Annotated in this window: 19 protein-coding genes; 4 read left to right on the top strand and 15 right to left on the bottom strand. The window is 69.9% G+C overall.

Annotated elements, in window-relative coordinates; translation table 11 throughout:
• Window positions 1-168: 168 nt before the first annotated feature.
• Window positions 169-1,179: an ATP-binding cassette domain-containing protein gene (locus OG251_RS30720; protein ID WP_326680140.1), complete on the top strand. Its 1,011-nt coding sequence runs from the start codon at window positions 169-171 to the stop codon at window positions 1,177-1,179.
• A complete protein-coding gene (locus OG251_RS30715; protein WP_326680139.1) occupies window positions 1,176-1,967 on the top strand; it encodes an ABC transporter permease in 792 nt (263 codons plus the stop codon). Before OG251_RS30720 ends, OG251_RS30715 begins: the two co-directional genes overlap by 4 nt.
• Here the strand turns inward: OG251_RS30715 and OG251_RS30710 are convergent.
• The 5 genes from OG251_RS30710 to OG251_RS30690 form a co-directional block, all read right to left on the bottom strand.
• Window positions 1,945-5,112: an ATP-binding protein gene (locus OG251_RS30710; protein ID WP_326680138.1), complete on the bottom strand. Its 3,168-nt coding sequence runs from the start codon at window positions 5,110-5,112 to the stop codon at window positions 1,945-1,947. The genes OG251_RS30715 and OG251_RS30710 overlap by 23 nt on opposite strands.
• Before the next feature lie 54 nt (window positions 5,113-5,166).
• Window positions 5,167-6,495 (bottom strand): class I SAM-dependent RNA methyltransferase, encoded by a 1,329-nt coding sequence (locus OG251_RS30705; protein ID WP_326680137.1) that lies wholly within the window; start codon window positions 6,493-6,495, stop codon window positions 5,167-5,169.
• A 113-nt stretch (window positions 6,496-6,608) separates the two neighbouring features.
• The gene (locus OG251_RS30700) at window positions 6,609-8,657 is read right to left on the bottom strand and encodes an APC family permease (protein ID WP_326680136.1); all 2,049 of its coding nucleotides are present in this window, start codon (window positions 8,655-8,657) and stop codon (window positions 6,609-6,611) included.
• 119 nt (window positions 8,658-8,776) lie between these two features.
• Window positions 8,777-9,826, bottom strand: a complete 1,050-nt coding sequence (locus tag OG251_RS30695) for a 1-aminocyclopropane-1-carboxylate deaminase (RefSeq protein ID WP_326680135.1) — start codon at window positions 9,824-9,826, stop codon at window positions 8,777-8,779.
• A gap of 172 nt (window positions 9,827-9,998) precedes the next feature.
• Complete coding sequence (locus OG251_RS30690) at window positions 9,999-10,673, bottom strand: GntR family transcriptional regulator (RefSeq protein ID WP_326680134.1); 675 nt, start codon at window positions 10,671-10,673, stop codon at window positions 9,999-10,001.
• A 313-nt stretch (window positions 10,674-10,986) separates the two neighbouring features.
• Here OG251_RS30690 and OG251_RS30685 point away from each other — a divergent pair, with 313 nt between their 5' ends.
• Together OG251_RS30685 and OG251_RS30680 are read left to right on the top strand one after the other, a co-directional pair.
• The gene (locus tag OG251_RS30685; RefSeq protein ID WP_073720935.1) at window positions 10,987-11,655 is read left to right on the top strand and encodes a potassium channel family protein; all 669 of its coding nucleotides are present in this window, start codon (window positions 10,987-10,989) and stop codon (window positions 11,653-11,655) included.
• Window positions 11,655-12,332, top strand: coding sequence for a potassium channel family protein (locus tag OG251_RS30680; RefSeq protein WP_073720936.1), 678 nt, complete (start codon window positions 11,655-11,657; stop codon window positions 12,330-12,332). The genes OG251_RS30685 and OG251_RS30680 overlap by 1 nt, the downstream gene beginning before the upstream one ends.
• 194 nt (window positions 12,333-12,526) lie before the next feature.
• On the opposite strand, the gene OG251_RS30675 is transcribed toward OG251_RS30680, so the two are convergent.
• From OG251_RS30675 to OG251_RS30630, 10 genes are all read right to left on the bottom strand, one after another.
• The gene (locus OG251_RS30675) at window positions 12,527-13,285 is read right to left on the bottom strand and encodes a DUF3159 domain-containing protein (protein WP_326680133.1); all 759 of its coding nucleotides are present in this window, start codon (window positions 13,283-13,285) and stop codon (window positions 12,527-12,529) included.
• Between the two features lie 3 nt (window positions 13,286-13,288).
• A complete protein-coding gene (locus OG251_RS30670) occupies window positions 13,289-13,705 on the bottom strand; it encodes an OB-fold nucleic acid binding domain-containing protein (RefSeq protein ID WP_326680132.1) in 417 nt (138 codons plus the stop codon).
• A 153-nt stretch (window positions 13,706-13,858) separates the two neighbouring features.
• Complete coding sequence (locus OG251_RS30665; RefSeq protein ID WP_326680131.1) at window positions 13,859-14,551, bottom strand: response regulator; 693 nt, start codon at window positions 14,549-14,551, stop codon at window positions 13,859-13,861.
• 58 nt (window positions 14,552-14,609) lie between these two features.
• On the bottom strand, window positions 14,610-17,153 hold the full coding sequence (locus OG251_RS30660; RefSeq protein WP_326680130.1) for a sensor histidine kinase KdpD: 2,544 nt from the start codon (window positions 17,151-17,153) through the stop codon (window positions 14,610-14,612).
• Window positions 17,154-17,585: 432 nt separating this feature from the next.
• Window positions 17,586-18,320, bottom strand: coding sequence for an ABC transporter ATP-binding protein (locus OG251_RS30655; protein WP_326680129.1), 735 nt, complete (start codon window positions 18,318-18,320; stop codon window positions 17,586-17,588).
• Between the two features lie 352 nt (window positions 18,321-18,672).
• Complete coding sequence (locus OG251_RS30650) at window positions 18,673-19,341, bottom strand: potassium-transporting ATPase subunit C (RefSeq protein WP_326680128.1); 669 nt, start codon at window positions 19,339-19,341, stop codon at window positions 18,673-18,675.
• A gap of 6 nt (window positions 19,342-19,347) precedes the next feature.
• Window positions 19,348-21,483 (bottom strand): potassium-transporting ATPase subunit KdpB, encoded by a 2,136-nt coding sequence (gene kdpB, locus OG251_RS30645; protein WP_326680127.1) that lies wholly within the window; start codon window positions 21,481-21,483, stop codon window positions 19,348-19,350.
• A complete protein-coding gene (kdpA, locus tag OG251_RS30640; RefSeq protein WP_326680126.1) occupies window positions 21,480-23,144 on the bottom strand; it encodes a potassium-transporting ATPase subunit KdpA in 1,665 nt (554 codons plus the stop codon). The genes kdpB and kdpA overlap by 4 nt, the downstream gene beginning before the upstream one ends.
• Window positions 23,145-23,151: 7 nt before the next feature.
• Window positions 23,152-23,241 carry a K(+)-transporting ATPase subunit F gene (gene kdpF, locus OG251_RS30635; RefSeq protein WP_037701211.1) on the bottom strand — a complete coding sequence of 30 codons (90 nt, stop codon included), beginning with the start codon at window positions 23,239-23,241 and terminating at the stop codon, window positions 23,152-23,154.
• Window positions 23,242-23,566: 325 nt separating this feature from the next.
• Complete coding sequence (locus tag OG251_RS30630) at window positions 23,567-24,340, bottom strand: DUF3710 domain-containing protein (RefSeq protein ID WP_073721999.1); 774 nt, start codon at window positions 24,338-24,340, stop codon at window positions 23,567-23,569.

Below are 24,340 nucleotides of genomic sequence, written 5' to 3'. Positions count from 1 at the left end.
CCGCCTCGGCATCCGCGGCCGGAGCCTCCAGCGACGTCAGCGCCTCACCCTCGACCGCCCGGCAGCCGGCGGAGAGGCCCTCGTAGGGCGAATCCCGGAGAGGCATCCCGGAGAGGCTGAAACCGCACTGAAACCGTGGTGAACCCGCTCGGACCCAAGCTCTGCGGCATGACGAAAACGACCGACGAACTCGCCATCTCAGCAACCGGGTTGCGCAGGTCCTACGGCGAGAAGACCGTCCTCGACGGCGTCGACCTCCACGTACCCGCGGGCACGGTCTTCTCTCTCCTCGGGCCCAACGGCGCCGGCAAGACAACCGCGGTCCAGATCCTCTCCACGCTCATCTCCGCCGACGCCGGCGTGCTGCGGGTGGCCGGGCACGACCTTGCCGTCGAGCCGCGGGCGGTGCGCGCCGCGATCGGTGTCACCGGGCAGTTCTCCGCGGTGGACGACATGATCACCGGCGAGGAGAACATGCTCCTGATGGCGGACCTGCACCATCTTCCCCGTGGTGAAGGCCGCCGGGTAGCGGCCGAGTTGCTGGAGCGCTTCGATCTGACCGAGGCCGCGAAGAAACCCGCTGCCACCTACTCCGGCGGTATGCGCCGCCGTCTCGATCTCGCCATGACCCTGGTCGGCAGCCCGCGGATCATCTTCCTCGACGAGCCGACCACCGGCCTCGACCCACGCAGTCGGCACGGCATGTGGAACATCATCCGCGAGCTCGTCGCCGGGGGTGTCACGGTCTTCCTCACCACCCAGTATCTGGAGGAGGCCGACCAGCTCGCCGACCGTATCGCCGTTCTCCACGGCGGCAAGATCGTCGCCCAGGGCACCGCCGGGGAGCTCAAGCGGCTCGTTCCGGGCGGGCATGTCCGGCTGCGGTTCGCCGGGCCGCAGGCGTACGAACACGCGGCCGACGCCTTGCGCGGCGCCACCCGGGACGAGGAATCACTCTCCTTGACCATCCCCAGCGGCGGCAGCCAACGCGAGCTGCGCGCCATCCTCGACGGGCTCGACACGGCCGGCATCGAGGCCGACGAGCTGACCGTGCACACCCCCGACCTCGACGACGTGTTCTTCGCCCTGACCGGCCATCCCGCCGCGTCCGGCGCACCCACAGCGCCCACCACAACCACCGCAGCCGCCACGCGCGCCGCCAAGGAGACCGCCCGATGAGCACCCTGTCCCTCACCGTGCGCGACTCGTCCACCATGCTGCGCCGCAACCTCCTGCACGCGCGGCGCTACCCCTCCCTCACCCTCAACGTCCTGCTCACGCCGATCGTCCTGCTGCTGCTCTTCGTCTACGTCTTCGGCGATGTGATGAGCGCCGGCATCTCCGGCGGCGGAGCGGACCGCGCCGAGTACATCGCCTACCTCGTCCCCGGCATCCTGCTGATGACCATCGGCGGAACCTCCGTCGGCACCGCCGTGTCCGTCTGCATCGACATGACTACGGGCATCATCGCCCGCTTCCGCACGATGGCGATCTCCCGCGCTTCCGTGCTGATCGGACATGTCGTCGGCAGTGTGGTGCAAACGCTCATGGCCCTGGTGCTGGTGCTGGGCGTCGGCCTCGCCATCGGATTCCGCCCCGAGGCCACCGTGGTGGAGTGGATCGCGGCGGCCGGCCTGCTGACCATGGTCAGCCTGGCACTGACCTGGATCGCCGTCGGTCTCGGTCTGGTCGGCCCGACGCCCGACGGCGCGAGCAACAACGCCCTGCCGCTGATGATGCTGCCGTTGCTGTCCAGCGCGTTCGTGCCGGTGGACGCCATGCCGGGCTGGTTCCGCTGGTTCGCGGAGTACCAGCCCTTCTCCCCCGCCATCGAGACCCTGCGCGGGCTGCTGCTGGGCAGCCGGATCGGCGACAACGGATGGCTGGCCGTCGCCTGGTGCGCGGGTCTGACCGTGCTGGGCTTCCTCTGGTCGACGGCGCAGTTCAATCGCGAGCCGGTGCGCTGATCGCGCGCAGCGCCGCCGCCCTCAACTCAGCGCTCTCCAGGGCCGTGTACTCCGACACCGCGTCGGCGTACACGGCCCTGGCAGCATGCCCGGCGTCCTCGGCGGCCCGGCGTGCCCGTGCGGCGGACAGCGTCGGGAACTCCCGCAGCACGCGCATCCGTTCCGCCAACGCCATCAGCCGAACGGCCGAGATGTCGCCCCGACTGAGACCGGCCAGGCCGAGCGCCCGCAGAACCGTGCCGTACACCGGCAGCTTCTCGGGGGACTGCGTACCGGGCCGGACGTCGAGCAACGCCCTCAGCCCCTCGCGCAGTTGGACGGGCAGTTCCCCGAGCAGCTCCAACCGGCCGTGCTGTGCATGCGCGGCCAGTGCCGCCGACTGCACTTCCAGCGACCACGGGTCCACGAACTGATCCGTGGCCTGCGGCGGGCGCCCTGCCCGCATCCGTTCCACGGCCTGCCGCCACAGCTCAAGCCCGGCCCCGGTCTGACCGCGGGCCAGCGCGATCTCCGCCCGCGCCGCCAGGTCCGGGGTGAAGAAGTCCTCGCTCGCCTCTGGGTGCTGGTCGAGGACCGCCTGCTCCAGCCAGTACTCCGCCTCGTCGACATCCCCGCGTTGCAGGCAGGCAAGAACCAGCCCCCAGCGGATGCCGATCGAGTCCGACAGTCCCTCGAACCGGTCGAGCGCGCCCAGTGCCGCCCGCAGATGGCGGTGCGCTTCCGTGCCCTGTTCGGTCTGTAGACACAGGTCGCTGATCCGGCCGTGGCTCAGCGTCTGCATCGCCGGATTCCTCAGCGTCCCCAGGGCGTCGAGCGTCCGGCGGGCGGAGGCCAGTGCCCGTTCCACGTCGTTCTCGTACTCCCACACGTAGCTGGCGGCACACTCGGCGAGGCCCGCCACCAGTGGTTCGTCCGCTGCGCACAACTCGCGCAGGCGCGCGTAGTCCGGCGGGCGCACATCGGGCGTGGCGCACAGGACGACGGCCAGGGCTCGTTGCAGGGTGTCGGGCGCGGCGGGCGGCAGCCGGCGCAACGTGACGAGCTGGCGCACGGCGTGGGGTCCGTGGTTCATGAAAAGGGCGGCCGCGCACACGGCCGCCGCGCTCCGGGCCGTCTCGACGTCCTCGGGACCGGGGTGGAAGCGGGAGAGCGGACCTCCGGTCTCGGCGGCGAGGGCCGCCAGTCGGGGGTGATTGAAGTCGGTGGCCCAGAGCGAGGAGAGCACCGCCGTGAGGGCCGCCGTGGTGGGGCCGTCGGCGCGCGCCAGGGCGTGGCGCAGGGCCAGGACGAGATTGTCCTGCTCGGCCCGGATCCGACCCCAGGACGGCAACGGGTCGTCGCTGAAGAGCGCGTCGTGGTGCGTACGGCCGAAGGCCCGTGCCCAGGCGAGGAACCCGAGGGTGACGGCCTCCTCCTCCCCGGCCTGCGCACGCCGGGCGGCACTGAACTCCCGTACGGTCTCCAGCATGTGGAAGCGCATCCCGGACGTGGTCTCGGCCGCCTTGATCAACGACTGATCCGCCAGCTGTTCCAACAGGAAGAGCGCTTCCCCCTCACCGCGGCCGGTGATCACGTGCTCCGCCGCGTCCTCGGTGAAACCGCCGGGGAACACCGAGAGCGCACGCAGCGCGGCACGTCCTTCGGGCTCCAGCAGGTTCCAGCTCCACTCGACGACGGCGTGCAGGGTGCGATGCCGCTCCGGTGCGTCCCGTGCTCCGCCGCGCAGCAGAGCGAAGCGGTCCCGCAGGCGGCGGCCGATCTCCGCCACGGGCAGCACCCTCACCCGGGCAGCGGCCAGCTCCACTGCCAGCGGCAGACCGTCCAGATGACGGCAGAGTCCGGCCACGGTGGCGGCGGGCAGCTCGACATCGGGGCGGACGGACCGGGCCCGCTGCCCGAAGAGTTCGACGGAGGTGGCGAGAGTCAGCACCGGCAGCGCGTACAGGGATTCAGAGGTCAGCCCGAGGGGGGCCCGGCTGGTGGCCAGCACCCGTAGCTCCCGCGACCGCGACACCAGAGCCCGTACCAGGTCGGCGGCGCCGTGGACGACCTGCTCACAGTTGTCGAGTACGAGCATGACGGGGCCGGAGCCCAGCGCTCCGACCATGGCGCCGACAAGATCCCCGCCCCCGGCGAAGTGCAGTCGCTCCCCCAGCCCGACCCCGACACCGAGCGCCGATGCCACCTCCCCTGCCACATCGTCATCAGCGGTGACACCGGCGAGCGGCACGAAGTGCACCACGCGCTGTTCGGCGGCCCGGCCCACGGCGTACGCGAGCCGGGTCTTGCCGAGACCACCGGGGCCGGTGACCGTGACGACCCGCGAGGTGCGCAGCAGCCCGGCCACGGCGGCGATGTCGCTCTCCCGGCCGAGCAGCGGATTCGGCTCATGCGGTACGCCGTGCCTGACCACCGGCGCCTCGGCGCGCAGCAGCTCCTGGTGTACGGCCTTGAGCCCGGCCCCGGGGTCGGTGCCGAGCTCGTGACGCAGCCCTCGCCGGTAGGCGTCGTACCGCCTCAGCGCACCGGCAGGTCCTGCCGTGACGGCCTCGCAGCGCAACAGCTCCGCCAGGACCTCTTCGTCCCGCGGCAGTTCCCCGGCCAGCTCGGCCAGTGGCCCCGCCGCCTCTTCGCGCCGCCCGACCCGGGCCAGGGCGAGTGCGCGGGTGCGGCCCAGCCCGCGATGGGCAGTGGCCCGCGCGGTACGCAACGCGACCACCGGGTCGCGCAGCTCCTCCCCGACACCGGCGGCCACCACCCCGTCCCACAGGTCCAGCCCCGCCTCGGCTTCCTCCAGGGCGCCCCCGTGGTCACCTTTGCGGGCCCGCTCCACACCGGCCGCCTCACGCAGCAGGAGTGCGGAACTGTCGACCTGCGCCTCATCCAGCGCCAGCCGGTATCCCGTCGGCGTGCTCACGATGAGCTCGGCACCCAGCTGCGACCGCACCCGGGAAACCAGCACCTGCACCGCCTTGCCCGGCCGCTCCGGCAACACCTCCGGCCACAGCCCCTCCACGAGCCTCCCGACACTGCACCCGGCCCGCAGGTCAACGGCAAGCAACGCGAGGAGCCCGCGCAGACGCGGCGCGGTTATCTCCTGCCCGCGGTAGGCGACGCGGGGCAGGAGGATCAGCTCAGAGGTCACCCGAGCAGACTAGCCAGCGCCCGGGTCACCTGGATCGAAGCGCCGGGCGGCAGCTCAGTCGTCCTTCTTCACCGGCTCCAGGATCGCCACGCACTCCACGTGGTGCGTCATCGGGAACAGGTCGAACGCCCGCAGCGTCCGCACCGTGTAGCCGCCGTCCCGGAAGTACGCCAGGTCGCGGGCCAGGGCCGCCGGGTCGCAGGCCACGTAGGCGATGCGGCGCGCGCCGAGAGCCGACAGTTGCTTGACCGTCTGCTTGCCTGCGCCCGCGCGGGGCGGGTCGAGGACGATCAGGTCGGCCTCGGTGATGCCGGTGCGGGGCAGGATCTGGTCGACCTTGCCGTGCTCGATCCGGACGCGGTCGAGGTCCTTGAGGTTGTGGCGGGCGTCCTCCGCCGCGCGCTTGCCGGACTCGATGCCGAGGACCGCGCCGTTCTCCCCGACGCGTTCGGCGATGGAGCCCGCGAAGAGGCCGACGCCGCAGTACAGGTCGAGGGCCGTCTCGCCCTTGCGCGGCATCAGGCCCTGCATGACCGCCTTGACCAGCGTGTACGCGGCCTGGGGGTGGACCTGCCAGAAGCCGCCGGAGCCGACGCGGTAGGTGCGGTCGTCGGCGCGCTCGCGGACGAAGGCGCGGCCGTGGACGCGGTGCACACCGCCGTCGTGCTCCTCGACGCGCAGCACGGAGACCGGCTTGTCGAGCTCGACCAGGGGCAGCCTGCCGCCGGGCTTCGGGGTGAGGATGACCTGGCGGTCGTGGGAGCCGGTGGCGGCGATGGCCTCCACCGCGGCCAGCGTCGGCCACTCGCGCTTCTCGATGCCGAGCTCGGAGACGCCGGGGGCGGCGATCAGGCAGTGGTCGATCGGCTGGACGTCGTGCGAGCGGTGCTTGCGGAGTCCGGCGCGGCCGTCCTCGTCGATCGCGTACTGGACACGGGTGCGCCAGGCGGGCACCTCGCCCTTGGGGAGCTTGTCGCCCTCGGCCGGTACGACCGTGCCGTCCCAGCCGGCCTCCTCGGGGGTGAGGCCCGCGAGGCGCTGGAGCTGCTCGGTGATCACCTCGCCCTTGAGCCGCCGCTGGGCGCCGGGCTTGGCGTGCTGCCAGTCGCAGCCGCCGCACTTGCCGGGGCCCGCGTACGGGCAGGGGGCCTCGACGCGGTCCTTGGACGCCTCGATGATCCGTACGGCGTCGGCGCGCAGGAAGCGGGAGTCGCTCTCGCCCTCGGTGACCTTGGCGACGATCTTCTCGCCGGGGAGCGTGTGCCGTACGAAGAGCACCTGGCCCTCGGCGGTACGGGCGATGCAGTGACCGCCGTGTGCGACGGGCCCGACCTCGACCTCGTACTCCTCCCCGACCAGCGACGACGTGGATTCGTTCTGCATGAGGGGAGGCTCCAGAGCTCAAAAGGGCAAACGGCCGGACGTGCGGCCGGACAACAGCCCACCAGTCTACGTGGGTGGCGTCCGACCGCTTACCACAATCACCGGCCGGAGTGTCAGCCCTTGGTGGTGGGTTCCTTCTGCCTGCGTTCCACCGGGCCCCGTCGCACCGAACCCGGCGCGGTCCAGTCCGCCCGCTTCCTGGCCCGCTTCTTCGCGGCCTCGGAGGACTCCAGCTGGTACGGCACCGAGGTCACCATGACCCCGGGGGTGAACAGCAGCCGCCCCTTCAGGCGCAGGGCGCTCTGGTTGTGCAGCAGGTGCTCGTACCAGTGACCGACGACGTACTCCGGGATGTAGACACTGACCACGTCACGCGGGCTCTCCCGGCGCAGGCCCTTCACATACTCGATGACCGGGCGGGTCACCTCGCGGTACGGGGAGTCGAGGATCTTCAGCGGTACGTTGATGCCGCGCCGCTCCCAGTCCTCCCTGAGCGCCTTCGTCTCGGCCGCGTCGACGCTGATGGACAGCGCCTCCAGGTGGTCGGTGCGCATCAGTTTCGCGTACGCCAGGGCGCGCAGGGTGGGGCGGTGGAGCTTGGAGACCAGGACGATCGAGTGGACCCGGGAGGGCCGGACGCTCTCGTCCGAGGGCGTCTCGTCGGCGGCGATCTCCTCGGCGACCCGGTCGTAGTGCCTGCGGATCGCGGTCATCGTCCCGTAGAAGATCACCATGCCGAGCAGCGCCACCCAGGCACCGTGGGTGAACTTGGTGGCCAGGACGACCACGAGCACCAGGCCGGTGAAGAACGCGCCGAACGTGTTGATCGCACGGGAGCGGATCATGTGGCGCCGCTTGGCCGGGTCCTTCTCCGTCCGCAGATGACGGTTCCAGTGCCGCACCATGCCGGTCTGGCTGAGCGTGAAGGAGACGAAGACGCCGACGATGTAGAGCTGGATGAGGCGCGTGGAGTCCGCCCCGTAGATCCAGACGAGCAGAATGGCGGCGCCCGCCAGCAGCACGATGCCGTTGGAGAACGCGAGCCGGTCCCCGCGGGTGTGCAGCTGGCGCGGCAGGTAGCGGTCCTGGGCGAGGATCGAGCCGAGCAGCGGGAAACCGTTGTACGCCGTGTTCGCCGCCAGGAACAGGACCAGCGCGGTGGCGGCGGCGAGGATGATGAAGAAGAACGATCCGTCGCCGAAGACGGCGGCCGCGACCTGGGAGATCACCGGGTCCTGGACGAAGCTCTCACCGACGGCCGCACCGTTGTGGATCAGGTCCTTCGCCGGGTTCTCGGCCATCTTCACATCGGTGGCCATGGCCAGCCCGATGATGCCGCAGAACATGGTGACGGCCAGCAGGCCCATCGCGGCCAGGGTGGTCGCGGCGTTCTTGCTCTTGGGCTTGCGGAAGGCGGGCACACCGTTGCTGATCGCCTCGACCCCGGTCAGCGCCGCACAGCCGGAGGAGAACGCGCGCAGCAGCAGGAAGACCAGGGCGAAGCCGGCCAGCCCCTGGTGCTCGGGCCTGATCTCGTAGTCCGAGGTCGGGGCGTGCATCGAGTCGCCGAGGACCAGGCCCCGGAACGCGCCCCAGAGGATCATGATGAAGACACCCGCCACGAAGAGGTACGTGGGGATGGCGAACAGCTTTCCGGACTCCTTGACGCCGCGCAGATTCATCAGCGTCAGCAGCACGATGGCCACGATGGCGCTGAGCGTCTTGTGCTCGACGACGAACGGGATCGCGGAGCCCAGGTTCTCGACGCCCGAGGAGATCGACACGGCGACGGTCAGGACGTAGTCGACCAGCAGGGCGCTGGCGACGGTGAGTCCCGCTTTGGGGCCGAGGTTGGTGTTGGCGACCTCGTAGTCACCACCGCCGCTCGGATACGCGTGCACGTTCTGCCGGTACGAGGCGACGACCGTGAACATCAGGACCACGACGGCGACCGCGATCCACGGGCTGAAGTGGTAGGCCGACACGCCCGCGATGGACAGCACCAGGAGAACTTCTCCCGGTGCGTACGCCACCGAGGACAGCGGGTCGGATGCGAAGACGGGAAGCGCGATGCGCTTGGGGAGGAGCGTTTCTCCCAGCTTGTCGCTGCGCAGCGCCCGGCCGATCAGGATCCGTTTGGGCACGTCGGTCAGTTTGGACACGCAGAGGATCGTAAGCGCTGGACAGCGGGGTCACCGCCGCCCAAACGCCGTGGCCTCGCATTCTTCTGCGATCAGCGGGAAAGCTCACACATTCCTTAACGCAATCCTTGCGCCCGCCCCTACGAGAACAACGCGCTGTAACCGTTCAGTGCCGGCTGGCCACCCAGATGGGCGTACAGCACGGTGGACTCGCGGCCGATCTCGCCGCGCCCCACGAGGTCGGCCATGCCCGCCATGGACTTCCCCTCGTACACCGGGTCGGTGACCATGCCCTCCGTACGGGCGGCCAGCCGCATCGCGTCGAGCGTCGTGTCGTCGGGGATGCCGTACGTACCGGCGTGGTACCGCTCGTCCAGCTCGATGTCGTTCACCGTGAGTGCGCGGCGCACACCGATGAGCGAGGCGGTGGCACCCGCGATCCTGGCGATCTGTTCGCGGGTACGGGCCGGTTCGGCGGAGGCGTCGATACCCAGCACACGGCGGGGACGGCCGCCCGCCTCCTCGATGGCGGCGAAGCCCGCGACCATGCCGGCCTGGGTGGAGCCGGTCACCGAGCAGACGACGACCGTGTCGAAGAAGACGCCCAGCGCGCGTTCCTGCTCGACGACCTCGTACGCCCAGTTGGCGAAGCCGAGTCCGCCCAGCGGGTGGTCGGAGGCGCCGGCCGGGATGGCGTACGGGCGGCCGCCGCGCTCCTCGACCTCGCGCAGCGCCTGCTCCCAGCTGCCCTTGACGCCGATGCCGAATCCGGCGCGGACGAGGCGGATGTCGGCTCCGGCGAGACGGCTGATCAGGATGTTGCCGACCTTGTCGTAGACGGCGTCGGGCCACTCGACCCAGCTCTCCTGGATCAGCACGCACTTCAGGCCCGCGCGAGCGGCGACCGCGGCCACCTGGCGGGTGTGATTGGACTGGACGCCGCCTATGGAGACGAGGGTGTCGCAGCCCTTGGCCAGCGCGTCGGCGACGAGGTATTCGAGCTTGCGGGTCTTGTTGCCGCCGTAGGCGATCGGGGAGTTGCAGTCCTCCCGCTTGGCCCAGAGTCCGGCACCGCCGAGGTGCTCGGTGAGCCGGTCCAGGCGGTGCGTCGGCGAAGGGCCGAAGAGGAGGGGGTAGCGGTGCGGAGCGGAGAGTGCGGCCGGGAGGGTGGGAAGGGGCGCGGTCGTCATGGGGGCTCCTTGGGTCGCGATCGGGGACCGGTGAAGGGACGGAAGGACGGCAGAAGGACAGGAGGGAGACGGAAGGAGCGAGACGGGAGGAAAGAGACGGGAGGAAAGAGACGGGAGGAAGGAGACGGGAGGACGGGGCCGGCGAGGGGAACGGGAACGGGGGTCCTGGCGCTCATGTCTCCTGGGCGGTGGCGTTCTCCTCCTCGTCCGCCAGCCCTTCCAGCGCACTCCAGATCTCCGTCGTGATCCGCGCCGCCGCCTCCACGTCGCCTTCCGCACAGGCGTCGATGAGACGGTCGTGGAGTTCCGCCGATCCGTGCGCCGCGCTCGCCGTGCCGAACCGGCGCCACTCCAGGCGGCGGATCAGTGGGGTGTAGCGCTCGATGGTGGCGGCGACCGCGCGGTTGCCGCAGGCGGTGACGAGAGTGTCGTGCAGTTCGTCGTCGGCGCGCAGCGCGGCCGCGACGTCACCCCCCTCGGTCGCGGCCCTGAAGCGCTCGTTCGCCTCGCGCATCGCCGCGGTGTCCCGCTCCGTGAGGTGCGGCACCGCGCCGCGCGCCGCCAGTTCCTGCATGGCCTGTACGACGGCGGCGGCATCCCGGACATCGCGCGGCACGAGCCGTGTCACCCGGGTGTAGCTCTGCGGCTTGCTCTCGACGAGGCCCTCCCCGATCAGCCGGGACAGGGCCTCGCGGACCGGGGCGCGGGAGAGGCCGAGACGTTCGGCGAGGTCGGCGTCGCGGACGGGGGCCCCGGGTGGGATGTCCCCGCGGACGATGGCGTCGCGGATGGCTTCGTACGCGGTGTCCCGCAGCAGTGTCCGCCGGACCGGGCGAAGGGTCTCCATGAACTGACATGTTAGATGTCTGTCGTCCTGGCCGGAAGGGTGCGTGCGGCGGGGGTTCGGGCGGAGGGGGCGGGGCACCGGAGGCGGGGCGGGCGGCCTGGCGGACGGGCGACTTCCCTTTACCTCCCTTTTGCTGGAGTGTCGCGCCGAACGCACACTCGGATGAGGCATTGGATGCATGGCCGCATAAGCTCATCCCCTGGCAACGCCGCAGGCGGTTGCCCCGTTGTTTGCCCGGCAAGCTGAGAGAGAAGTGTGAGCAGGGTGTTTTCGCAGGTCAGCCGGACGACCAGGACTGCGAGGTAGGCGCAAGGTGCACATCGTCATCATGGGCTGCGGGCGAGTCGGAGCCGCTCTCGCGCAGACTCTGGAGCAGCAGGGGCACACGGTCGCGGTGATCGACCAGGACCCCACGGCGTTCCGCCGCCTCGGTTCCGGATTCGGTGGCCGTCGGGTCACCGGGGTCGGCTTCGACCAGGACACCCTCCGCGAGGCGGGCATCGAGGAGGCCGGGGCGTTCGCCGCGGTGAGCAGCGGCGACAACTCGAACATCATCGCCGCCCGGGTGGCCCGCGAGATGTTCAGCATCGAGAACGTCGCGGCCCGGATCTACGACCCCCGGCGTGCCGAGGTCTACCAGCGTCTCGGTATCCCCACCGTGGCCACGGTCCGCTGGACCGCGGACCAGATGCTGCGACGTCTGCTGCCCTCGGGCGCCGAGCCGCTGTGGCGCGACCCCAGCGGTGGTGTGCAGCTCGCCGAAGTGCACACGACGCCGTCCTGGATCGGCCACAAGATCAGCACGCTCCAGGAGGAGACGGGCGTCCGCGTGGCCTTCCTCACCCGTTTGGGTGAGGCCATACTGCCGACGTCGCAGACCGTCCTGCAGGAGGGCGACCTGGTCCACGTGATGATGCGTACGGACGAGATCGCCAAGGTCGAAGCGGCCTTTGCCGAGGGTCCCGAGGAAGGCGGTCACTGATGCGCGTATCGATTGCCGGGGCCGGCGCGGTGGGCCGTTCCATCGCGGCCGAGCTCCTGGAGAACGGGCACGAGGTGCTGCTGATCGACAAGGCGCCGACCGCCATCTCGGTGGAGCGGGTCCCGATGGCCGAGTGGCTGCTCGCGGACGCCTGTGAGATCACCTCGCTCGACGAGGCCGCCCTGCAACGCTGCAACGTCGTGATCGCCGCGACCGGCGACGACAAGGTCAACCTGGTCGTCTCGCTGCTCGCGAAGACCGAGTACGGCGTTCCGCGGGTCGTCGCCCGGGTGAACAACCCCAAGAACGAGTGGCTGTTCAACGAGTCCTGGGGCGTCGATGTCGCGGTCTCCACGCCGCGCCTGATGTCGGCCCTGGTCGAGGAGGCGGTGAGCGTCGGCGATCTGGTCCGGCTGCTGCGCTTCAGCCACGGCGACGCGAACCTGGTCGAGCTGACGCTGCCGCCCGAGTCGGCGCTGGCCGGCACCCAGGTCGGGGACGTCGCATGGCCGGAGGACACCTCGCTGGTCACCATCATCCGCGGTACGCGCGTACTGACGCCGAGCACCGAGGAGACCCTGGAGGCCGGTGACGAGCTGCTGTTCGTGGCCGCCCAGGCGCGCGAGGAGCAGCTGGAGGACCTGCTGTCGGTCCGCCGCGACCCCGAGGACGACTGAGCGGGCGCCACAGGCCGCGTACGTACGGAAGCCACCGGCAACACCGTTCGTACCGGAGCCAACGGCAACACCGTACGTACGGGAGCCACCGTTCGTACCGGAGCCCCCGGCGGCACCGTACACATGTGAAGGGCCCGGAACCGTGAGTCACGGTTCCGGGCCCTTCACAGCGTCTGCCGGTGGCGGTGTGGCGGTCAGCCCTCGTAGTTGCGCGCTGCCGCCGCCTGCGCCTTGCGGGCCTTCTCGGCCTGCTCCTCCGCCTCCATCTCGGCGAAGACGTCGATGGGCGGCGGCGCCTTGGCCAGGAAGACCCAGGTCAGGTAGACCGCGAGCAGGAACGGCGGAATCTTCAGCGCGACCAGCACCCAGCCCAGCTGAGCGGTGTCGGCCCACCAGTAGAGCGGGAAGAGGATCGCGCACTTGGCGAGCAGGATGAGACCCCAGGCGTAGCTGGCCTTGGCGTACGCCTTCTTGCGGCCGGGGTTCCTGGTGCGCCAGGAGAGGTTCTCCTTGAAGACCGGGCCCAGGATCAGGCCGATCAGCGGAACTCCGGCGAGGGTCGTGATGAGGTAGGCGAGCGCCAGGCCGAGCGTGTAGACCATGCCCGGCAGGTAGAAGTCCTTGGCGTTGCCGGTCATCATCGCGAAGACCACACCGAAGGCCACGCCGAAGACGCCGCTGAAGGCGTGCTTGACGGTGTCCTTGCGGATCAGCCGTACGGCGACGAGCGCGAGGGACACCGCCAGGGCCGCGATGGCCGAGACGTGCAGGTTCTTGTTGATGGTGAAGATCGTGACGAAGAGCAGCCCGGGGAGGACTGTCTCCACCATGCCGCGCACGCCGCCGAAAGCCTCGGAGAGCGCGGCCTCGGTGACCGCTTTCGCTTCGGCTTCCTGCTCTTCGGTGCGATGGGGCTGGTCCGTTTCGGACGTCGGCTTGTCAAGAGACGTCACCGGCTACTCCTTGCCGAGCGGTCGGAGTTCGTATGTGGGGTTGAACAGCACCCGGCGCCCGTGACTCATGGCGACGCGGCCCGAGACGATGAGTCTGCGGCCGGGCTCGATGCCGACGATCGAGCGTCGGCCCAGCCAGACCACGTCCAGCGGCGCGGTGCCGTCGAAGAGCTCCGCCTCCAGGGCGGGCACTCCGGCACGCGGACGCAGGGTGACGGTCCGCAACGTACCAGCCACCTTCACGATCTGGCGGTCCGAGCATTCGGAGATACGCGTGCACCCCGACGCCTGCGTGTCCTCCTGCAGCTCCTCCGACTCCAGGTCCTGCTGGGAGCTGGACAGCCGGTCGAGCATGCGGCGGAAGCGGCCGGAGGGCTTTTCCGCCTTCCCGGCCTTCTCGAATCGAGGAACGGCACTCATACCCGAAGGGTACCGGTCCCCTGTGGTACGGGCGGGGGTCGGGGAAGATCACTCGTACGGGTTACGGGGACGTGTGGCCCAGGTTGTCGTTACCGGGCGCGAGCCGCGGGCGCCCCCTCACCGGTATCCGCCCTCGGCCGCCGCCGGACGCCGTCAGCCGCGCTCGAAGCGGTATCCCATGCCCGGCTCGGTGACGAAGTGCCGGGGGTGCGAGGGATCGGCCTCCAGCTTGCGGCGCAGCTGGGCCATGTAGACCCGCAGGTAGTTGGTCTCGGTGCCGTACGAGGGGCCCCAGACCTCCTGGAGCAGCTGCTTCTGGCTGACCAGGCGGCCGCTGTTGCGGACGAGGACCTCCAGCAGGTGCCATTCGGTGGGAGTGAGCCGTACGTCACGGCCCTCGCGGTGGACCTTCTTCGCCGCCAGGTCGACCGTGAAGCCCTCGGTCTCGACGACCACGATGTCGTCGGCGCCGTCCTGCCCGACGGGTTCGGCACGGCGCACGGAGGCACGCAGCCGGGCCAGCAGTTCATCCATGCCGAACGGCTTGGTGACGTAGTCGTCGGCCCCCGCGTCCAGTGCCTCGACCTTCTCGTCGGACGTGTGGCGGGCGGAGAGCACCAGGATCGGTACCCGGGTCCAGCCGCGCAGCCCCTTGATCACCTCGACACCGTCCATGTCGGGCAGCCCGAGGTCGAGGACGACGACATCGGGGTGGCGGGCGGCGGCGAGCTGGAGGGCGGTCGCCCCGTCGGGGGCCGCGTCCACCTCGTACTTGCGCGCCTTCAGATTGATCACGAGGGCGCGTACGATCTGCGGCTCGTCGTCGACCACAAGCACCCTGGTCATCGCGGACCTGCCTTTCTGCTGTTCGGAGAGTGTGTGCTGTACAGAATCGGGGCTGCCGTCACGAGGTGACCGGGGCAGGAAGATCGGGGCTGGCCGCAACGTATCCCGGTGCCGCCTTCAGGGTGAGCACCATGGTCAGGCCGCCGCCGGGGGTGTCCTCGGCGTCGAGTGTGCCGCCCATGGCCTCCACGAAGCCGCGGGCGACGGCGAGACCGAGGCCGACCCCGGCGCCGCGCGGAGCGTCGCCGTACCGCTGGAAGGGCTCGAAGATCCGTTCCTTGCCCTCGTCCGGAACCCCGCGGCCCCGGTCGGCGACCCGTAGCTCGACGCGTTCGCCCAGCGCGCTGGCGGCCACGGCGACGGGCTTCCCGTCGGGGCTGTACTTGACGGCGTTCTCGACGATGTTGGCGACGGCCCGCTCCAGCAGCCCGGGGTCTACGGCGACCATCGGCAGCGTCTCGGGGATGTCGAGGTCGACGCTGCCCTCGGGGACGCCGCCGAGTGCCATGGGCACGACCTCGTCCAGATCGATCTCGCGGATCAGCGGGGTGACGGTGCCGGTCTGGAGGCGGGACATGTCCAGGAGGTTGCCGACCAGGTGGTCGAGGCGGTCGGCGCCGGCTTCGATGCCTTCGAGGAGTTCGGCCTCGTCCTCCTCCGACCAGGCGACGTCGTCGGAGCGCAGCGAGCTGACGGCGGCCTTGATGGCGGCCAGCGGGGTGCGCAGATCGTGGCTGACGGCGGCGAGCAGAGCCGTGCGTATGCGGTTCCCCTCGGCGAGTCTGCGGGCCTCCTCGGCCTCCCAGACCAGGCGCTGGCGGTCCAGGACGACGGCGGCCTGCGCGGCGAACGCACCGAGCACGCGCCGGTCCTCGGCGGGCAGGACGCGGCCGGACAGGGCGAGCGCCATGTGGTCGCCGACCGGCATGTCCACATCGGCGTCGTCGGGGCGGACGGCGGGGGCCGGGCCGACGGACCCGGCGCAGGTCCACGGGTCGACGTCGCTCTTCCGCTCCAGCAGGGCGACGGACTCCATGGCGAAGGTCTCGCGGACCCGGTCCAGCAGGGCGTCCAGGGTGGTCTCGCCGCGCAGGACGCTGCCCGCGAGGAAGGAGAGGATCTCCGACTCGGCACGCAGCCGGGCCGCCTGATGGGTGCGGCGGGCCGCCAGATCCACCACGGAGGCGACCGCCACCGCGACCGCGAAGAAGATCACGATCGCGACGAAGTTCTCCGGGTCCTGCACGGTGAGGGTGTGCGTGGGCGGGGTGAACCAGTAGTTCAGGAGCATCGAGCCGACGGCGGCCGAGGCGAGGGCGGGGCGCAGTCCGCCGAGCAGGGCCGCGGCGACGGTCAGGAAGAGGAAGAGCAGGACGTCGTTGGCGAGTCCCGGGCCGTTCTCCAGGCTGGTCAGCAGCAGCGAGAGGAGGGCGGGTCCTGCGACGCCGACGAGCCAGCCCCAGATGATGCGGGCACGGCCCAGCCGGGCACCACGGGCGATGGGCAGACCACGCCCCTTGGCGACTTCCTCGTGCGTGACGATATGGACATCGAGGTCGGGGCCGGAGTCACGCGCGACGGTCGACCCGACACCGGGACCATAGATGTACTGCCACGTCTTGCGCCGGCTGGAACCCAGAACGATCTGCGTGGCATTCACCCCCCGCGCGAACTCCAGAAGAGCCGCGGGTATGTCATCACCGATCACATGATGAAACGTCCCCCCGAGATCCTCCACCAACGTCCGCTGGACCGTCAGCTCCTTCGGCGACGCCGCCGTCAGACCATCACTCCGCGCGATATACACCGCGAGAATCTCACTGCCCGACCCCTTCGCCGCCATCCGCGACGCACGACGGATCAGCGTCCGCCCCTCCGGACCCCCCGTCAGCCCCACCACGATCCGCTCACGCGCCTGCCACGTCGAACGGATGTTGTGCTCACCCCGGTACTGCTGCAGATACTCATCCACCCGGTCCGCGACCCACAACAACGCCAGCTCACGCAGAGCCGTCAGATTCCCCGGACGGAAATAATTCGACAACGCCGCATCCAGCTTGTCCGGCTGATAAATATTCCCGTGCGCCATCCGCCGCCGCAACGCCTGCGGCGACATGTCCACCAGCTCGATCTGATCCGCCCGCCGCACCACCTCGTCCGGCACCGTCTCCCGCTGCCGCACCCCCGTGATCGACTCCACCACATCACCCAGCGACTCCAGATGCTGGATATTCACCGTCGATATCACATCGACACCCGCCCGCAGCAGCTCCTCCACGTCCTGCCACCGCTTCGCATGACGCGAACCCGGCACATTCGTATGCGCCAGCTCATCCACCAACGCCACCGCCGGAGCCCGCTCCAGCACCGCATCGACATCCATCTCGGTAAAAACCGCCGAACGGTACTCGATCTCACTGCGCCGCACCTGCTCCAGACCGTGCAGCATCACCTCCGTACGCGGCCGCCCATGATGCTCCACGAACGCCACCACACAGTCCGTACCCCGCTCCACCCGACGATGAGCCTCCGACAACATCGCGTACGTCTTACCGACACCGGGTGCCGCACCCAGATAGATCCGAAGCTTGCCGCGCGCCATGGCCCCATTGTCTTCTCGAATCCGGCGTTGTCTCTCATCAGCCGGTGGCGCCCGGAGCGGCGGCCGATGTCGACGCTACTCCGAAGATTTCGGACATCGCGGGCTGAGGGTGGGGGCGGGAGCCGTATTGACGGAACTCTGATGCCTTCCCGGTGGCCACCCGACGGCGCTGCGACCTGCCGGAAAGGCCGCAGGCGGGTGCTCTGCCGGCCGGTCGGCAGGCCCGTTGCGCGTGCCCGGCAGTTCTGCCCCGGGGGCAGAACTGCCGGGCAGGCCGTCACGCGTGCTCGACGGCCGTCACACATGCTCGACGGCCGTGACACCTGCTAGACGATCCGGCCGTCACGCACACTCGACGGCCGGGCGTCACGCACACTCGACGGCCGTCACGCGCGCTCGACGGCCTTCACGCGCGCTCGACGCGGCCGGGCGTCACGCGTGCTCGACGATGTGCCCGTCGCTCAGCTCCAGGACCCGGTCGGCGAAGCCCAGCAGCTGGGGGTCGTGGGTGGCGACCAGGGCGGTGACGTTCTCGCTGCGGACGACCGCGCGCAGCAGCTCCATGACCGCGAGTCCGGTCTCCGCGTCGAGCTGCCCGGTCGGCTCGTCGGCGATCAGGAGGGCGGGGCGGTTGGCGAGCGCCCTGGCGATGGCGACGCGCTGCTGCTGGCCACCGGAGAGTTCGCCGGGGCGCTGCTGGGTGTGGTCGCCGAGGCCGACCAGGGAGAGCAGCAGTGCCACCCGCTCCTCGCGCTCGACCGGGTCGGCCTTGCGCAGGCGCATCGGTACGCCGACGTTCTCGGCGGCGGTCAGGATGGGAATCAGGCCGAACGACTGGAAGATGAAGCCGATCCGGTCGCGGCGCAGTTCGAGCAGCCCGTTCTCGCCCAGTGCGGAGATGTCGGTGCCCTCGACGGTGATGCGGCCGCCGTCCGGCGCGTCCAGGCCGCCGACCAGGTTGAGCAGGGTCGTCTTGCCGGAGCCGGAGCGTCCCTTGAGCGCGACCAGTTCGCCGCGCGGGATCTCGAAGGAGACGCCGCGCAGGGCGTGCACGGCGGCGGCGCCCGTGCCGTACGAACGGTGCAGGTCCTCGACGCGCACCATGGGCCCGCGTGCCGGGTCCTCGGCTACGGCCGTGCTGCTCTGTCCGCTGGTGCTCTCGGTCATGTCACTCCCCGTACGTACGCGTCTCTCGCGGTCGCCAGTATGTGCATGAGGCACACGGCCGGGCAATGGTCAGTTCTCGGGCCGCCCGGGTTCGGGGTGCCGGCCGAGCGGCCGGAGGGGGCCGGTCGCGGGCGATCACCCCCTCCCCACGCCTTCACGTGCGAGGACGCGGCCCCGCGTCCTCGCGTCGACGTCCCGTCCGCCGTGCGGTGACGCGGCCCGTGTCCCGCCCGCGGTGTCCCTCGGCAGCACGGCGCCCGCCGTGCCCGCCCCGGTGTCGAACTGCCCCATGAGCCACGGGAGAGTCCGTACAGCGGGCGGGCACGACTGCGTTGCGGGCCGTGCGGGCGGTTCAGGCGCCCTTCGCCAGGTCCTTCAGCGCGATGTTGAGCTGGAGGACGTTGACGCGGGGTTCGCCCATGAAGCCGAGGATGCGGCCGTCGGTGTGGTCCTCGACCAGTTTCTCCACCTGGTTCACGTCGAGGTGGTTCTTCTCCGCGACGCGGCGGATCTGGAGTTCGGCGTAGGCCGGGGAGATGTCGGGGTCGAGACCGGAGCCGGAGGAGGTGACGGCGTCGGCCGGCACATCGGCCGGGTCGACCCGGTGACCGGGGACGGAGTTGTCCTTGACCACGGCGGCCTTGGCGGCGGTGACCCAGTCGATGAGTTCCTCGTTGTCGCCGGAGCGGTTGGTCGCGCCGGAGAGGATCAGCTTGTACTGGGTGTTGACGCTGTTGCTGCCCAGACCGTTGGAGGGACGGGGCTGGAACCACTTGAGGTCCGGCTCGGCGGTCTCCTGGCCGTCCTTCAGCGGCAGGTCGTAGCGCTGCCCGATGAGGGAGGAGCCGACGACCTTCCCGTTCGAGGTGACTTCGGAGCCGTTGGCCTTGCCGGGGAAGAGTGCCTGGGCGACACCGGTGACGGCGAGCGGGTAGATGACGCCGCAGACCAGGGTGAGGACGAGCAGGGCACGCAGTCCGGCGCCCAGCAGCCGGGCCGTGCTTCCTAGGGAGTTGTTCATGGCAGGTCAGCCGATTCCGGGGATGAGGGAGAGGATCAGGTCGATGATCTTGATGCCGATGAACGGGGCGACGAGGCCGCCCAGTCCGTAGATGCCGAGGTTGCGCCGGAGCATGCTGTCGGCGCTGGAGGGCCGGTAGCTGACGCCCTTCAGGGCGAGCGGAACCAGCGCGATGATGATCAGCGCGTTGAAGATGACGGCGGACAGGATCGCGGACCTCGGGGAGGAGAGGTCCATGATGTTGAGCTTGTCCAGGCCCGGGTAGACCACGGCGAACATGGCCGGGATGATCGCGAAGTACTTCGCGACGTCGTTGGCGATGGAGAACGTGGTGAGTGCGCCGCGGGTGATCAGGAGCTGCTTGCCGATCTCGACGATCTCGATCAGCTTGGTCGGATTGGAGTCCAGGTCCACCATGTTCCCGGCCTCCTTCGCGGCCGAAGTACCGGTGTTCATCGCCACACCGACATCCGCCTGCGCCAGAGCCGGGGCATCATTCGTCCCGTCACCGGTCATCGCGACCAGCTTGCCCCCCGCCTGCTCCCGCTTGATCAGAGCCATCTTGTCCTCGGGCGTCGCCTCCGCGAGGAAGTCGTCGACTCCCGCCTCCTCGGCGATGGCCTTCGCGGTCAGCGGGTTGTCACCCGTGATCATGACCGTCCTGATGCCCATGCGGCGCAGCTCGTCGAACCGCTCCTTCATGCCTTCCTTGACGACGTCCTTGAGGTGGATGACACCCAGGACCCGCGCGCCGTCCGCGTCCTCCAGAGCCACCAGCAGCGGCGTGCCACCAGCCTGGGAGATCCGGTCGGTGAGCGTCTGCGCGTCCTGCGAGACACTGCCGCCACGCTCCTTGACCCAGGCGATGACCGAACCGGTCGCGCCCTTGCGTACCTTGAGCCCGTCGACGTCCACCCCGGACATCCGGGTCTGGGCGGTGAACACGACCCACTCGGCCTGTGTCAGCCGGCCCTGGTGACGCTCGCGCAGCCCGTACTTCTCCTTGGCCAGGACCACGATCGAGCGGCCCTCGGGCGTCTCGTCGGCCAGCGACGACAGCTGGGCGGCGTCCGCCAGCTCGGCCTCCGTCACACCCTTGACCGGGACGAACTCGGCGGCCTGCCGGTTGCCCAGCGTGATCGTGCCGGTCTTGTCGAGCAGCAGCGTCGACACATCGCCCGCCGCCTCGACCGCGCGCCCGGACATGGCCAGCACATTGCGCTGGACCAGCCGGTCCATGCCCGCGATGCCGATCGCGGAGAGCAGCGCACCGATGGTGGTCGGGATCAGGCAGACCAGCAGAGCGGCCAGCACGATCATCGACTGCTTCTCGCCCGCGTAGATCGCGAACGGCTGCAGGGTCACCACGGCCAGCAGGAAGACGATGGTCAGCGAGGCGAGCAGGATGTTCAGCGCGATCTCGTTGGGCGTCTTCTGCCGGGCCGCGCCCTCGACCAGGGCGATCATCCGGTCGATGAACGTCTCGCCGGGCTTGGTGGTGATCTTGATGACGATCCGGTCGGAGAGCACCTTCGTGCCCCCGGTCACCGCCGAGCGGTCACCGCCGGACTCGCGGATGACCGGTGCCGACTCACCCGTGATCGCGGACTCGTCCACACTCGCGACACCTTCGACGACGTCCCCGTCGCCGGGGATGATGTCGCCCGCCTCGCAGACCACCAGGTCCCCGATGCGCAGATCGGTGCCGGCGACCCGCTCCTCGTTCTTCCCGATGAGCCGTCGGGCGACCGTGTCGGTCTTCGCCCTGCGCAGCGTGTCGGCCTGTGCCTTGCCGCGCCCCTCCGCCACCGCCTCCGCCAGGTTGGCGAAGATCGTCGTCAGCCACAGCCAGCCCGCGATGGCCCAGCCGAACCAGTCCGTCGGATCCAGCACGGCGAGCACGGTGGTGAGCACCGAGCCGATCAGCACGACGAACATCACCGGGGACTTGACCATCACCCGGGGATCCAGCTTGCGGACCGCGTCGGGGAACGAGGTGACCAGCTGCTTGGGGTCGAACAGGCCCCCGCCGACCCGCCCTTCGGGCCCGCGTCCCGTCGGCAGGTCACTGTGGGGCGCGAGGCCCGGATCGGCGGTGGACATGGAGCCGGGCTCCTCAGGCTTCTTTACGTTGGTGGTCATGACGCCAGCCCTTCGGCGAGCGGACCCAGCGCGAGGGCCGGGAAGTAGGTGAGGCCGGTGATGATGAGGATCGTGCCGACCAGCAGACCGCTGAACAGCGGCTTCTGGGTGCCGAGCGTGCCGACGGTCGCCGGTACGGGCTTCTGTTCGGCCAGTGAGCCGGCCAGGGCCAGGACGAACACCATGGGCAGGAACCGGCCGAGCAGCATCGCGACACCGATGGTGGTGTTGAACCACTGGGTGTCCGCGTTCAGCCCGGCGAAGGCCGATCCGTTGTTGTTGGCACCGGAGGTGTAGGCGTACAGGATCTCCGAGAAGCCGTGTGCCCCCGAGTTGGTCATGGAGTTGCCCGGAGTGGGCAGTGCCATGGCCGCGGCGGTGAAGCAGAGCACCAGCGCCGGGGTGATCAGGATGTAGCAGGCCGCGAACTTGATCTGGCGGGTGCCGATCTTCTTGCCGAGGTATTCCGGCGTACGGCCGACCATCAGACCCGCGATGAACACCGCGATGATCGCCATGATCAGCATCCCGTAGAGCCCCGAACCGACACCGCCGGGCGCGATCTCGCCGAGCTGCATGCCCAGCATGGTGATGCCGCCGCCGAAGCCGGTGTACGAGGAGTGGAAGGAGTTCACCGCGCCGGTCGAGGTGAGGGTGGTGGCGACCGCGAAGATCGACGAGCCACCGATCCCGAACCGGTTCTCCTTGCCCTCCATCGCCCCGCCCGCGATGTCGAACGCGGGGCCGTTGTGGGCGAATTCGGTCCACATCATCAGCGCACTGAAGCCGAGCCAGATGACGCCCATCGTGGCGAGGATCGCGTAGCCCTGCTTGACGTTGCCGACCATCTTGCCGAAGGTCCGGGTCAGGGCGAACGGGATGACCAGGATCAGGAAGATCTCGAAGAGGTTCGAGAGCGGGTTGGGGTTCTCGAAGGGGTGGGACGAGTTGGCGTTGAAGTAACCGCCGCCGTTCGTACCCAGCTCCTTGATGACCTCCTGCGAGGCGACCGCCCCGCCGTTCCACTGCTGCGTGCCGCCGTTGAACTGGCCGACCTCGTGGATGCCGGAGAAGTTCTGGATGGCGCCGCAGGCGACCAGCACGAGGGCGCCGATCACCGCGATCGGGATCAGGATCCGTACGGTGCCGCGCACCAGGTCGGACCAGAAGTTGCCGAGTTCACCAGTGCGGACACGGGCGAAGCCGCGTACCAGTGCCACCGCGACGGCCATGCCGACCGCCGCCGAGACGAAGTTCTGCACCGCGAGGCCGCCGGTCTGCACGACGTGGCCCATGGCCTGTTCGCCGTAGTACGACTGCCAGTTGGTGTTGGCGACGAAGGACGCCGCCGTGTTGAACGCCTGGTCCGGGTCGATCGACGAGAAGCCGAGCGAGCCGGGCAGGGACCCCTGCACCCGTTGCATCAGGTACAGGAAGAGGACGCTCACCGCCGAGAAGGCCAGGACGCCGCGCAGATAGGCGGGCCAGCGCATTTCGGTGGTGGGATTGGCGCCGATGGCCTTGTATATCCACTTCTCCACCCGCAGATGCCGGTTCGAGGAGTAGACGCGGGCCATGTGGTCGCCGAGCGGACGGTACGCCAGACCCAGCGCCACGACGAGCGCGAGCAACTGGAGCACACCAGCGAGGACGGGGCTCATTTCGGGCTCAGAACCTCTCCGGGTACAGAAGGGCGAGGACGAGGTAGCCCAGCAGGGCGACGGCCACGATCAGACCGACGATGTTCTCGGCAGTCACAGCTTCGCCACCCCCCGCGCGATGAGAGCCACCAGCGCGAACACCGCGATCGTGGTGACGACGAAGGCCACATCGGCCATCGTGTGCTCCTAGATGAGGTTCGGATTCTCGGACCTCATGAGCAAACATCCGCCCGGAGCCTTCTCCGCTCGCGTTGATGCCTTCCTTACGGTGAGGGGCAAGCCCTTGATGCCGCCCATACGTGCCCGATACGCGCCCCATACGCGCGCCCCCGCACGCGGTGGGGACGCACGGAAAAAGCCGGTGGGCCGCACCCCGTGAAAGGGGTGCGGCCCACCGGCCGGCGTATGTGCCGAGAGCGTGTCTAGCGGACCTCGGTGATCTCGGGTCCGCGCTGGAGCTGCCCCATGCCACCGGAGAACTTCGAGTTCTCCTGGTCCTCCTGCTGGATTCCCTCCGGCACCATCTGGGCGTCGTTGGGGAGCTTGAGGACGATGGGGTCGCGCGGGGCCATCGGGCCCTCCCCGCGGACGACCACGGTGTCCTGGAAGATCGTCTCCAGCAGTCCGGCGGCCTCCGGCTGCACGGCACCCTGACCGGAGATCACCCCGCGCAGGAACCAGCGCGGTCCGTCGACGCCGACGAAGCGCACCAGCTGCACGCCGTTCGTCCCGTCCGGAAGCTGTACGGGGACCTGGGCGCGCAGCTCCCAGCCCAGCGGGCCCTCGACCTCGTCGATGATCCCGCCCTGCTGGGTGATGCCCGAGGCGATCTCCTCGCGGACCTCGCCCCAGATGCCCTCCTTCTTGGGGGCGGCGAAGGCCTGCAGCTGGACCGCGCTGTCGCGCAGGACCACGGTGGCGGCGACGATCGCGTCCCCGGCCACCTCGACCCGCAGCTCCATGCCCTCGACACCGGGCACGAAGATGCCGCCCAGGTCGACCCGGCCCTCGCCGGGCTGGGAGACCTCCTCGATGTCCCACGGCCCGTCCGGCCTGGGGGCAGGCGGAAGGTTCGTCCGGCGAGCGCCGGACTCGGCTCCGTCGGTACCGTCGAGCTCGTCGGCGACCTGCCCGGCCTCGCGCGCTTCGTCCGCCGTGTCCTCGGCGGAACCACTCTTCTTGCGACGTCCGAACAC

The sequence above is a fragment of the Streptomyces sp. NBC_01237 genome, assembly GCF_035917275.1.
In the GTDB taxonomy this organism is placed as follows: domain Bacteria; phylum Actinomycetota; class Actinomycetes; order Streptomycetales; family Streptomycetaceae; genus Streptomyces.
The sequence above is the reverse complement of the archived record's forward strand: the minus strand, read 5'-3'. Positions and strand labels throughout refer to the sequence as shown.

Excerpts from the sequence above, each read along its gene's own strand:
- OG251_RS30665 (WP_326680131.1), bottom strand. The coding sequence starts at position 14,551 with ATGACCAGGGTGCTTGTGGTCGACGACGAGCCGCAGATCGTACGCGCC.
- OG251_RS30690 (WP_326680134.1), bottom strand. The coding sequence starts at position 10,673 with ATGGAGACCCTTCGCCCGGTCCGGCGGACACTGCTGCGGGACACCGCG.
- OG251_RS30680 (WP_073720936.1), top strand. The coding sequence starts at position 11,655 with ATGCGCGTATCGATTGCCGGGGCCGGCGCGGTGGGCCGTTCCATCGCG.
- kdpA (WP_326680126.1), bottom strand. The coding sequence starts at position 23,144 with ATGAGCCCCGTCCTCGCTGGTGTGCTCCAGTTGCTCGCGCTCGTCGTG.
- OG251_RS30720 (WP_326680140.1), top strand. The coding sequence starts at position 169 with ATGACGAAAACGACCGACGAACTCGCCATCTCAGCAACCGGGTTGCGC.
- OG251_RS30695 (WP_326680135.1), bottom strand. The coding sequence starts at position 9,826 with ATGACGACCGCGCCCCTTCCCACCCTCCCGGCCGCACTCTCCGCTCCG.
- OG251_RS30715 (WP_326680139.1), top strand. The coding sequence starts at position 1,176 with ATGAGCACCCTGTCCCTCACCGTGCGCGACTCGTCCACCATGCTGCGC.
- OG251_RS30660 (WP_326680130.1), bottom strand. The coding sequence starts at position 17,153 with ATGGCGCGCGGCAAGCTTCGGATCTATCTGGGTGCGGCACCCGGTGTC.
- kdpB (WP_326680127.1), bottom strand. The coding sequence starts at position 21,483 with ATGACCACCAACGTAAAGAAGCCTGAGGAGCCCGGCTCCATGTCCACC.
- OG251_RS30670 (WP_326680132.1), bottom strand. The coding sequence starts at position 13,705 with ATGAGTGCCGTTCCTCGATTCGAGAAGGCCGGGAAGGCGGAAAAGCCC.
- OG251_RS30655 (WP_326680129.1), bottom strand. The coding sequence starts at position 18,320 with ATGACCGAGAGCACCAGCGGACAGAGCAGCACGGCCGTAGCCGAGGAC.
- OG251_RS30705 (WP_326680137.1), bottom strand. The coding sequence starts at position 6,495 with ATGCAGAACGAATCCACGTCGTCGCTGGTCGGGGAGGAGTACGAGGTC.
- OG251_RS30650 (WP_326680128.1), bottom strand. The coding sequence starts at position 19,341 with ATGAACAACTCCCTAGGAAGCACGGCCCGGCTGCTGGGCGCCGGACTG.